Annotated in this window: 6 protein-coding genes; all 6 read left to right on the forward strand. The window is 44.5% G+C overall.

Going from position 1 to position 13,023, the window contains the following annotated elements; translation table 11 throughout:
- The coding region (locus WC441_04510) for a hypothetical protein (protein MFA5163745.1) at window positions 1–182 on the forward strand (182 nt) is incomplete at its 5' end.
- A gap of 26 nt (window positions 183–208) precedes the next feature.
- Window positions 209–5,428, forward strand: a complete 5,220-nt coding sequence (locus WC441_04515) for a glycosyltransferase (protein ID MFA5163746.1) — start codon at window positions 209–211, stop codon at window positions 5,426–5,428.
- 11 nt (window positions 5,429–5,439) lie between these two features.
- Window positions 5,440–6,603: a radical SAM protein gene (locus tag WC441_04520; protein ID MFA5163747.1), complete on the forward strand. Its 1,164-nt coding sequence runs from the start codon at window positions 5,440–5,442 to the stop codon at window positions 6,601–6,603.
- Window positions 6,600–9,287, forward strand: coding sequence for a radical SAM protein (locus tag WC441_04525; protein MFA5163748.1), 2,688 nt, complete (start codon window positions 6,600–6,602; stop codon window positions 9,285–9,287). The genes WC441_04520 and WC441_04525 overlap by 4 nt, the downstream gene beginning before the upstream one ends.
- A 51-nt stretch (window positions 9,288–9,338) precedes the next feature.
- Window positions 9,339–12,113: a radical SAM protein gene (locus WC441_04530; protein ID MFA5163749.1), complete on the forward strand. Its 2,775-nt coding sequence runs from the start codon at window positions 9,339–9,341 to the stop codon at window positions 12,111–12,113.
- Window positions 12,113–12,940 carry a radical SAM protein gene (locus WC441_04535; GenBank protein MFA5163750.1) on the forward strand — a complete coding sequence of 276 codons (828 nt, stop codon included), beginning with the start codon at window positions 12,113–12,115 and terminating at the stop codon, window positions 12,938–12,940. Before WC441_04530 ends, WC441_04535 begins: the two co-directional genes overlap by 1 nt.
- Window positions 12,941–13,023: the final 83 nt, after the last annotated feature.

Raw genomic sequence — 13,023 nt, forward strand, 5'->3', positions numbered from 1 at the left:
TCGTTTATCCCAGATTTCCGCTTCTGAGCGGTAAGTATTACCTCTCGATAGGTCTTTTAAAAAACAGAATAGCAGAGCCGGTATTTTATAAACACAGGGCTTCTACGTTTCAGATGTCTTTTGCGGGCGATGACCACGGGACGGTTTATTTAGAGCACGGCTGGAAATATAAATTACCGTAACTATAAATTACATCCGGAGGGCAGCAATGAAGAATCGTTATCCAAAAGTTAGCATCATAACCGTAAATTTTAACGGCAGGAGATACCTCGGGGATTTTTTTAATTCCATAGCAAGGCTGCGCTATCCCAAGAATAAATTAGAGATAATTTTAATTGATAACGTATCGGAAGACGGCTCGGTAGAGTTTGTGAGAAAGAGATACCCCAGGGTAAGAATAATCCAAAACGGTACTAATAACTACTGCAAAGCCGTTAACTTAGGAATAAAGGCAGCCCGTTCAGGATATATTGCGATAGCCAACAACGATACTAAATTAGACAAGGACTGGCTAGGAGAGTTGATAAGGGTCATCTCCAGCGATAAAAAGATTGCTGCGGCCGGAAGCAAGATACTGCATTGGAACGGCACATTGCAAAACGCCAGCCATTGTGAATTACCTAATTTTTACTGGGGGGAAAGGGGGGCCGGAAAGCATAGAGATAGCTATAATAATATTGATGAGGTACCCAGCTTATGCGGGGCGGCAGTCTTGTATAGAAAAGAGGCTGTCTCGCGGGTCGGGTTTTTCGATGAGGATTTTGTTATATACGGAGAAGACGTAGATATATCTTTTAGGCTGAGGCAGCTTGGTTATAAACTTATCTTTGTCCCCGATAGCGTTGTTTACCACAGGTTCCACGGCACAGCTACAGAGGAATTAGCGCGTTATTATATAGAGAGAAACCGGCTGTTATTTTTGGCCAAACATTATCCCGAGAAGCTCACCAGTTCCTTGGTGGGCAGCGGTTATTTTACGGCAGAAGGTTCGGTTGACTCTTGCGGCAGGATATATTCTTTGTTCCCCGACATAATTATGAAGCTTATAAAGACCCACCCCCTAGACGTAGCCAGGAAGGCAATCTCAGACTTATTTGGAGAGGTAAGTAAAATTGTCAATTACGAAAACGACATATTAACGAAGGCATTGCGTAAAAACGAAGAAGAAAAAAACAAAGTAATACTCTCCCTAAAAGACGAAATTGAGCATGTCAATTATATCGTAGGGCAAAAAGAGGCCGAGGCGCGTTCTTTGAATAGCCAAATTACGGATATCGTGAAACGGAAAGAACAAGAGGCGCTTTCCTTAAAAGACGAAATTAAGCGCGTTGCTTCTCTTGCAGATCAGAAAGAATCCCAATCACAGTCCCTAAGAGACCAGTTAAAAGGCGTAAAGGATGAGCTTGAGAAGAAAACCGAAGAGGCGCTCTCTGGAGACGGACAGCTGATTGAGAAACTGGCAGAGCTCGGCGCCCTAAGAGACCAGTTAAAAGGCGTAAAGGATGAGCTTGCACGGAGAGCCGAAGAGACCCTGTCTAGGGGGGGGCAACTTATTGAAAAAGAGGCGGAAAACGGAGCGCTTAAAGATGAATTATCCCGTCTGGCGGAAAACCTTGCTGCTAGGCTGGTTAATCTGGAGGAGAATCAGGCGCAGTTGCTTGAAAAAGATTCTCGAATACAGCAATTGCAGATTGAGAAAGAAAAAATCGTTAAGGAGAAGGAACACGAACTGGATTGTTATAAAGAAGAATTGAGTAATATTCTGAATCAGTTACGCCGGAGGATGGATGAGGTCCTTATCAAAGACAGCCAGATTATTGGAAAAGACGCGCAGATCGGGCAGCTCCGCATTGAAAAAGAACAACAGATAGGCCAGTTAAGAAGAGAGTTGGACGGAATTTATAACTCTGAAGGCTTCCGTTTAATATTGCGCCCCTTCTGGACAACTATATGGAATGCGAGGAAGGGCATCAAGGCAATGAAGATAAGATTAGGGAAGGCGATCTGGTTCGCCGTTACTTTGACCTTAGTGCCTTTATTTGTTTTTTTAGCAGCATCTTTTGTTTTTGAATATGCGGCATGGCTTATACTGAGGCCGCTGTTGAAAAATATCCTTCCCCGGAGGAGAGGCATTCAAAACAAAGACGCGGGAAAGATTAAAATAAGCGTAGTAATCCCGAATTACAATGGCACAGAGTTGCTTAAAGAATGTTTACCTTCTTTGTTTGCGGCTGAAGGGATTAATGAAGGGAAAAGCGAAGTCCTGGTAGTGGACGATGCCAGCACAGACGGTAGCGTTGCCTATATCAAGGAACACTTCCCGCAGGTAAAGCTGCTGATAAATAAGAGGAACAGGGGTTTTGGTTTCAGTTGCAACAGAGGCATTAAAGCGGCGAGCAACGAGCTGGTGGTATTGCTGAATAATGATATTATTCTGACCAAGGGATTCCTGGAGCCTTTGGTCAGGCATTTCAAGAGGCAGGATGTGTTTGCGGCTACCCCCAAACTCTACGCCTGGGATAGAGAGACCTTTGCCTGGGGGATGCACATGGGCAATTTTAAGGACGGCTACGTAAGATTATGGAATGAGTCCGAAACAGGCAATGGCGACAGGCTGCGGCAGCCCGCACCTTCCGTATTTGCTATCGGCGGTGCGGCGGTGTTTCGCAAGTCCGATTTTATGTGGCTTGGGGGGTTTGACAATATCTACAGACCGAACTGTTGGGAGGATATAGATATAGGTTACCGTGCCTGGAAGAGAGGGTTGAAGGTTATCTATGAACCGGGCAGCATCCTCTATCATAAAGGACGGGCAACCCTGACCTATGAGCGCCCCAAGGAGATAAAAAACGAACTTCTTTTCACCTGGAAGAATATTACCGATAGCCGCATTTTAAAGGAACATTTTAATTTTCTTCCCTGGCACCTCTATCTTAACAGAATGAATTTCCTGAGAGGATTTTTATGGGCCTTGAACCATCTGCCTCAAACCCTACTGCATCGCATTTTAGAAAGGAGGTTTGTCGTACATCCGCAAGATAGAAAAATTTTTAACAGCATCACGCTTTATTATAATAATTTCATAAATAGAGGCTCCCGGCATCTTAGCGAAAGCAAGCCGACGGTGCTATTGGTTTCACGGTTTCTGCCATATCCGCTTAATGCGGGCGGCAAGATAAGAATCCATAACCTAGTTAAATCGCTGTCTGAAAAATATAATTTTATACTCCTCAGTCTCATTGACCATAAGGACGAATTGGCGTATATACCAAAAATCAAAGAATTGTTTAGCGAGGTTTATACGGTATTGGCAAAATCCCCTCTGGATTTGAATTTTTCCTCACGTTTATTTTACCCGGAGTTGTATAAAATAGCCTATAGCTATAGCCGGGAGCTGGTGGAGAAGCTCAAGGAGCTTGAAGATACGAAAGCAGCGGATATTATACACATAGAAACAAATGAATTATTATACCTGGTTGACTATGTCAAGTCCGCCCCTATAGTTTATACCGAGCACGATATAAGCATCCTTTCGCTGCGCAAATCTTATTATAAGAATAAAGGCAACCCGGCGAAGTCCTTTGTTGACCATTTAAAAAAGGTTAATTTCCACCACCGACAGATTAAAAAAACAGACAGGGTCATTAGCCTCTCAAGAGAGGATGATGCCGTGCTGAGGGGGCTTTTTCCCAAGAGCGCCATTACCCTGATACCGACCGGGGTAGATCTGGGGCATTTTTCTTCCAGACGGTCTGCGGGAAAAATAAATAAATTGATATTCGTAGGGCACTATCTTCATTATCCCAACGAGGACGCTGTGCTTTATTTTTCGAAGAAGATACTCCCGATCATCAAAAAAAGCGTTCCGGACGTTCAACTGCTGATTGTAGGTTCGAATCCGACGCCAGCTGTAGAGGCCATCGCCAAGGAAGACAGCGTAAGGCTTATAGGAGAGGTGCCTGATGTTAAGCCTTACCTGGAGGAAGCCGCCGTTTTTGTGAATGCCATACGCATAAGTGCGGGGATAAAAGGAAAAGTGCTGGAGGCGATGGCTTGCGGGGTGCCGGTGGTTTCTACCAGGAACGGGTCCTCCGGTATCGATGCTAGGCCGGAAAAGGATATTCTGCTTGCGGAGAAACCGAAAGAATTCGCAAGACAGGTGATTCGCCTTTTAAGCGACCCACCCCTGAGAGAGCGGATCGTAGCCAACGCTAAGCGCCTGGTTCAAGATAGATATGATTGGAAAGGAAGCGCGGATAAGCTCGATGGTGTATATAGGGGGCTATCATTTTTCCAAAAGGATATCTTCTCCTGTTTGTCTCAAGGTGCAACCGAAGAAGTCGTAAATTACACGAATAATTTCATTGAGCAAAAGATAGCGCAGACAGAAGGCGATCTGGGAATGGTCTCTGACGGCCCAGAAGAATTGCACATAGAATTGACATATAGCTGTAACAGCAAGTGTATTATGTGCGACCTATGGGATTATAACAAAAGAATGCCGTCATCTCCGGGCAAGGAACTTTCTCTTGCAGAGATTAGGAAGTTCGTAGATGAATCCCGTCTCTTGCAGAAAACAAAAACCGTCGTGCTCTCTGGAGGGGAGCCGTTCATGCGAAACGATATAGCAGAGCTCTGCGGTTTTTTCACCAGAAAATTTCCAGACGGCTCAATCGGCATATTAACCAATGGAATGGCAACCGACACGATAGTAGAAAAATCCAAGGAGGTCTTGGACAGGTTTTCTCCCAGATCTCTATGGCTGGGAAGTTCTCTGGACGGAATAGGAAAAACCCATGATAAAATCCGGGGGGCCGACGGCGCATTTTTGCGTCTTTGCCAAACAATCAGCCGCTGCAAAAAAGAGTTGCCGGGGGTGGATTTATCGTTGACCTTTACCCTTACTCCGTATAACGTAGACCAGCTTGTGCCGGCAAAACAGTTTGCTGACGACGAAGGCGTAAATTTCTTTGCTCAATTTGTCGTTCCCAAGTCATCAAGACAGGAGTTTAACTGGACGCCCCAGGAGCTGAGTCTCGCAGAAAAAGAAATCGGACGCATAATGGAAGGGATATCCGATAAGATGGGTAACAATGCCATCTGCGGCGTTAAAGGCATGCAGGATAAAGGGCTGATGGCTCAGCTTTATTTCTGGTCGCACCTTGTCAAATATCAGATTAACCCCCAGAGGTTTTTTAAGAAATGCGTTGCCGGTTATAGATTCGCGATGCTGAATCCTTACGGAGACTTATTTTTCTGCCCAACCCATAAAGATAATTCTGTCGGGAATCTAAGAGAGAATAAGTTTGATTATCTCTGGACCTGCGATAAGGCGGAGCAACTAAGGAGATTTATTTCCAGCGGGAATTGCCATTGCTGGCTGGTTTGCATTCTTTTCCCGGTATTGGATAAGGTCTTGAGCAATTAATCCTTAAGGATATGGTTGAAGCCCAAGAAAAGAGATCAAAGCGGATTGCGGAGCTTAAGCGGAATATCATAAACACCGCAACCAAAAGAGCGCAGGAGGCATCCTATCCTATCGCCGCCCGCAATAAAAATTTGCTTCTGAATGACTTTGAATATGCAACAGGCAAGATAGCCCTAGAGTCTTCTCCCGAGGGTATCGGTATAGGGACGCATTACGCCTGCAATGGGAAATGCGTTTTTTGTTTAGGCGGAAAACCCCGGATTTTCTCGCTTGAGAGATATAGGGAATTTTTTGAGCCGAGACTGGAAAACGTTTTATCAAGAGCAAGCTATGTGAGCTTCTGCGGTTTCGGAGAGTTGTTTTTAATGCCGCGGGTAGAGGAATTCATGGATTATGTAAATAAAAAAATTCCATGGGCTAATAAGATATATACTACAAACGGAGCGCCTTTAGCCAATGATAAGATATTAAATTTACTTACCCAGAGCCAATCCGCAGTGCAGATATCTCTTCACGCCTCTCATAGAGAGCTCCACAGGGCCTTGACGAAATTAGACTCCTTTGACGAGATTGTAGCCAGAATAAGACAAATAATCTCTATGCGTAAGTCAAAAGAGCGCCCCAGCGTGATTCTGGTTTTTCTTATCAACAGCCTGAATGTGGAGAATCTTGCGGATTTTGTGGAGTTTGCCCATCGCCTGAGGGTAGACGAGGTGCGATGTAATTATATGACGGCATTCCATCACTCCCAGCTAAAGCTTTCATGTTTCTTTAAACAAGAGTTAACCAACCGGAGCCTGGAGGAGGCCGAAGAACGCGCTGCTAAGTTGGATTTGATTTTGAAACTGCCTCCGAGATTCGGCCGGGGTAGTCAAGGAACAGGGAGCCTCCTGTGCGCCGAACCCTGGAAATACATCTATGTGGAGAATGAATCTTCGGTCCTGCCGTGTTGTTATGCAGGCAGTCACTTCGGCTATTTGGACAGGATGGACTTTCAGACTATCTGGAACGGCTCAAGTTATAGGCAGTTGCGCAAGTCCTTGGTAGAGGGGCCGCCCCATAAATGGTGCAAACATTGCCAGAGATACCGCGCAGAAAATATAAACGACATCCGTTCGCACATAAACTTCCGCCCCGGAGGGCTTTTAAAGATCTTGAAAGGGTATAAATTATGAAAGTTGCTCTTGTGCAATGCCCGGGCTGGGGCAGGGATTGCCCTCCTTATACGCTGGCGCTTTTTGCAGCATATCTGCGTCAAAATGAACATCGTGTTTTCAGTTACGATATCAATAACGCACTTTATTGTAGCGGACCTGACAAGTACAGGAGGATGTGGGATGACAAGGATCTCTATTCCTTTTGGAGCAACAAGTCCCTCATTACAGAGTTTATCCGGGACAACGAGAGGATGGTGGAATTTCAAGTAAAACATATTTTAGACAGCGGCGCCAAAATCATCGGTTTTAGCGTTCAGTTTAGTTCTCTGCTTGTCAGTTTAGAGGTAGCTCGCAGGATTAAGGCTAAATCCAGGGATAGAATTATTGTTTTTGGAGGTCCGGACTGCTGCCGCCATTTACGGGGCTCAGAGATAATAAAAGAGGATTGCGTAGATGTCGTAGCGCTTGGCGAAGGAGACACAACATTATTAGAGTTAGTGAATATGGTAGAACTGGACGGCAAGGTAGAAAATTGCCCGGGCGCCTTACTTAAAAAAGAAGGGAAGATTTTTGATTGCGGCGACGGGATTGCAGTGAGAGATCTTGATCTTATCCCCTTTCCAGATTATAGCGATTTCAGAAAAGATATTATGGCCGGTCATTATCGTCAGCCCGAACGCCTAGAGATATTTGACAGCCGGGGATGCATTACTCGTTGCCATTTCTGCAGCGAATGGCAGTTTTGGCAAAATTATCGTTCCATGAGCGGAGAGAGAATATTCGAAGAGGTTGCTTATCAGATAAGGCGTTTTCCCGGAACGGAATATTTTTATTTTATCGGTTCACTCTTAAACGGGAATATAAAATCATTAAACAGGTTTTGTGATTTGGTAATACAGAATAGTCTGGTGGTAAGATGGGCCGGTCAGGCGGTAATAAGGCCAGAGATGAGCGCGGAACTTTTAGGAAAAATGAGAAAGGCCGGTTGCGAATGGTTGGGATATGGCATTGAAAGCGGCTCGCAGAGAGTAGTGGACAGCATGAATAAGCACTTCTTTATTGCGGATGCCGAAAGGGTATTAAGGGATACCCATCAGGCAGGGATTGGCACCCAGGTTAATTTTATGTTCGGCATTCCCACTGAGACATTGGAAGATTTTAAGGAAACACTGGAATTCCTTAAAAGAAACAGGGAGAACATTGATTCGGTTCTAGCAAGCCAATCGTTCTGCGTTTTAGACAAAGGCACATACCTTTACAACCATGCCGAGGAATTCGGCATCAGGAATCCCGATCATCATCTGTATTGGGAGACAGACGGCAACGATTATCCGGAGAGATTCAGAAGGTATGAGGAATTTTGTAGTCTAGCCCTGTCTTTGGGGCTTCCGGAGACATCGGGCGTACTAAGGTTGAAACCCGACAAATGGGCGCTCTTGGGGGATTATTACCTTTTCAAGAAAGACTATCCCATGGCCAAAGAGTGCTTTCTTAAATCTATGGAAAGAGAATCCAGCAACAATACGGTCTCTGCGAAATTAGAGCTATGCGTCAAAGATCCGGAGGGAGCTCCTGGCGCTGCCCAGCGGGCTGAACTGCAGATCTACCCGGCAGAAGTTGCCGGAGAGCTTAGCGGGATGCAACAGAAAATCAGGGATGCGCTTAGTCGCTTTGGCCTGGCGGGGAAATTACGCAACTTCCTTGCAATGGAAAAAGAGAAACAGGAGCGCAGGGAAGAATTGGAATCCCATCCTTACTGGTTGACCATTGATCCCGCAAATTTTTGCACCCTTAGGTGCCCTTTTTGCCCTACCGGACAGAATCGCGGCTCTAGGGAAAAAACCAAGCTTTCCTTCGATAGTTTTGAAAAGATAATAGATGAGCTAGGCCCGTATTTAATCCATATAGATTTCTGCAACTGGGGGGAGCCCCTTTTGAATAAAGACATCTATAAGATGATAAGATGCGCCAAGGGGTATGGTATCGACACAAAGATAGACTCAAACCTTAACGTTTTCAGCGAAGAGGACGCCGAGGACATCGTATCATCGGGGCTGGATAAGATAATCGTCTCGATTGACGGGGCAACTCAGGGGTCATATTCGAAATACAGGATAGGAGGGGATTTTAACGTCGCGTTAAATAACCTCAGGTTATTGATTGAGAAAAAAAGAGAGCTCCGCAAAGCAAATCCGTATATCTGCTGGCAGTTTCTTGTCTTCAGGCACAATGAGCACGAGACCGAAAAAGCGAAATCCATAGGCAGGGACCTGGGGGTTGACGACGTATCGATCACCAAGGCGTTTATCGGTAATAAAGATTGGATACCACTTAATGAGCACTACAGTCATTACAAAAATAGCGAGATTGGCGATGACCAGTATACCTCCGGCTATTTCAAGTCTGCCAACGAAGAATTCTGTAATTGGCCGTGGGAAGCAATAGTAATAAATTCCAACGGATCCGTTTCGCCATGCTGTTCTGTTGAAGACGAAAAATACGATTTCGCAAACATACTGAAGCAGCCGTTTAAAGAACTCTGGAATAACGAAAAGTATATCAGGGCAAGAAGGTTTATCGGCAAGAGAGGCGGATGCGGTAGAGATAACGCAAATATATGCCACGGATGCAGGCACTCAGGACTAATCAATATAGATATACTTTCTTGCCACTCGTTATTTAATCGCGATGATAATAAATAAAGGACACGCCGTTTATCTAAATAACCCCGGTTTTGATACAGAAGCAATATTATGAAAATCGCACTTATTCAATGCCCGGTATGGGGCACCTATGATCCGCCGCTCGCCTTAGCCCAGCTTTCCGCCTGTCTGAAGAAAGACGGACATGAGATATGCGCTCTGGATTTGAATATCGAGCTATATCTTAGCCGCCAGGAAAATTATAAGAATACCTGGGCCTGGGAACAATCTCTTTTTTGGTACAATCAGGAGTGCGTATCAAAATTTCTTGCCGATAACAAAGACACAATAAATAAATACGTAGAACAGATTGTTGACGGCGGATATGGCGTGGTTTGTTTTTCTGTAACGGCAGCTTCAAAACTGTCCAGTCTGGAATTAGCGCGGTCAATCAAGAAACGCAACAAGGGTATCATTATAATATTCGGAGGTACCCTATTTTTTGACAGGAATTTTATAAAAGTAATATTAAGCGACGCATCCGTAGATATCGTAGCATGCGGAGAAGGAGAAGTAACATTATCTGAATTGGCAAGGCTCATAGAAAATAAAGAACACTTAGATGCCTGCCGCGGGATAGCTTTTAAAAATAAAGGCATACGGGTTAACCCCGAACGGCCTTTAATCGGAGATTTGGATGATCTACCGTTTCTGGATTTTTCCCAATTGCCGCTATCCAACTATGACGATAAAGGCCACGTCGCATTTCTATCCAGTCGCGGTTGTTGGCAACAATGCGTATTCTGCAGTTCCCGGACATTCTGGGCCGGCTACCGCAGGATGAGCGCTAAGAGGATTTTTGATGAAATACACTTCCACTATAAAAATAATGACGAGGTTAGGCATATTGACTTCTTGGATTTGATGTTTAACGGAGATATAGAAGAGCTTAATTCATTCTGCGACCTGATGATTGGTTCTGAGTTAAAGGGGAGGATATGTTGGGCAGCTAATGCTATTATCAGGCCCGAGATGACCCCTGCGTTATTAAACAAGATGAAGGCGGCAGGCTGTAAGCATCTCATCTATGGCATCGAATCAGGGTCGCAGAAGGTATTGAATTTAATGAAAAAACGATACAGGATAGAAGATGCCGATATCGTAATCAAGGCTACCCATGAGGCCGGCATAGTAGTGACCGCTAATTTTATGTTTGGTTTCCCCGGAGAGAGCGAAGAAGATTTCGGGCAGACGCTTGGTTTTCTCAAGAGAAATGCCAGGTATCTGGATAGGGCTTATCCCAGCCGCACCTTTTGCGCCCTGGAGGAAGACAGTTATTTACACGCGCATTTAGAAGAATTCGGTATCAAGCCCAATCCGCCCAATCATTTATATTGGGAGTCGCTCGACAGCCAAAATACCTACCCCGAGCGACTGAGGCGATGCGAGGAATTCTGCAATCTCGCATCTTCCTTGGGGATCGAAGTAGCCAGCGGCGTACAGACATCCGTAGAGCTAGACCGCTGGTTTAATCTGCTGCATTACTACGAACAGAAAAAAGACATAAAGAACATGCTTCAGTGCTGCCTGAACTATTATAAATCAGAGCCCGATAACGAGTTCGTTGTGGGAAAAATTGAAAAATATTTTTATGGATTACAAGAAGAAGAAAGAGAAAAAATTCTCGGAGCGAGGTTATTCTCCGAATTGCAGATAGTTGTCAATAAGATAGGCTCCAAATGTTCTGCCCTCGCCTTAGTGTCAAATCAACAGGTAGAAAAGATTGGCAGAGAAAAAAGCTTTGCTTTAGCGATAGCCGAACAGCGGGACAATAAACAGCTCACCGAGACGGAATATCATAATAATGAGAGTAGCCTTAATTCCTGGCCAAGGGTTTTGTTCATTCAAGCCTCCGGACCATGCAATTCAAGTTGCGTATTTTGCTCCCGCGGCGATAATTACAAGATGTTTGACTTGGAGGAATTTAAGAAAGGTTTTGTTGAAAATTTCTACTTTTTGTTTTATATAGCGGAAAAGATTGTTTTAACGGGTTCAGGCGAATTTCTTCTTTTGCCCGAGGCAGAAAAAATATTGGATTATTTCGATGAAAATTTTCCGCATATAGAGAAGATGTTTGCGACCAACGGCTCGGGTCTCCTCCCCAGCATAGCTAAAAAAATCGTAGATAGTAAAAGCAGGTATACAATTCATTTTTCTTTACACGCTTCCAATCACAAGCTGCACAAAACCCTTACCCGGATGGATAATTTTTATAAGATATTAGGTCAATTGAAGTATTTACTTGATATCAGGAAAGACAAGGAGAGGCCAGCCGTCCACCTTACCTTTGTAGCTACAACCTTGAACATCGAGGACCTTCCTAACTTCGTCAGGTTGGCTTCCAACCTGGGAGTCGATAAGGTCGTATGTTATTATAACTATATATATGTACCTGCCCAGAAGTATCTCTCATGTTTTTTTAAACAGGATATTACCAACAGCGTGCTGGATGAAGCCGAAGATTTAGCAAGGAGTCTAAAGGTACAACTTGAGCTCCCCCCCAGGTTTAAACAGAAGGAATATCCCAAATTAGATATCTGCCGCGAGCCGTGGACGCAGGTAATGTTTGATATCGACGGTAATGTTTTGCCATGTGATGCCTCGGAAGACTTCCGAGGCAATCTCAAAAATGCCAAACATTTCCATGAGATTTGGAACGGGCAGCATTACCGCAGGTTAAGGGAGTCTTTAATTAATGGCACCAGCGATTGTTTTAAGTATTGTTTTAGGGCAAATCCGGCGGCGGTTAATGATTTTCGCTCCCATGTCATACGTAGAGGCAGGGAGGCGTCAGAAATAGATGTTTATTGGGGGGATAACTTTTAGTGGTCGAAAATAGCGTTCCTTTACGGTTTACCTGGGATATCCATTATAAGTGCAATTTCCGCTGTCCTTACTGCTGGTTTTATAAAAAATGGATAAGCGAAGGCAGGCGGTATCTTCTTCTTTCCCCCGACGAATGGCTTAAGCACTGGTTAAAGGTTCGCAATCGCTATGGAGAAGCAGATATCGCTATTACCGGCGGGGAACCGTTTCTTTATCCGAATTTTATCGAGATAATAAAAATACTGTCTTTGATACACAGGATAAAGATTACCACGAATATGTCAGGTGATATCGATACCTTTGTTAAGCAGATAGCCCCCAGCAGAGTAACGTTAGACCTGAATTTCCATCCGCTCTTTTCTGAAATAGGAAGTTTTATAGAAAAGACCCTTCTTTTAAAAAAGGCGGGTTTCCGGGCCGGCGTATGTTATTTGGCCTATCCTCCTCAAATGGGGCAGATAGATATTTTTAGAAGGCGTTTTGAGGAAGCGGGGATTAACTTTGCCCTTGCCGCTTTCTGGGGTGAATTTGAAGGCAAGAGATACCCGCAGAGCTACACTCCACAGGAGTTGGATTTTATACGTCCGTTTTTAGGAGACATCGACAGGATTGTTTATCATCTGGGCGCCGAAACCCCCCGCGGAAAACTCTGCAATGCGGGGTATACCTACGCAATTGTTCAAGGGGATGGTTATGTAGTAAGATGCGGTCAGTTAGCAGATAAGTTCATAGGAAATATTACGGATGAAGATTTTAATCTCTTTGATTCGCCAAAGGCCTGCGAAGCGGAGTTTTGCCCGTGCAATGAATACGTTAATTTAATCTAAAGAAAACTCGAGCCCCGGGTAGCCATCATGAATGAGACGTCTAAGTATTTCAGAAAAAACATATTTCCCAAGAGGGTATTTTT

The sequence above is a fragment of the Patescibacteria group bacterium genome (assembly GCA_041651355.1).
Lineage (GTDB): Bacteria > Patescibacteriota > Patescibacteriia > Patescibacteriales > UBA12465 > JAPLVX01.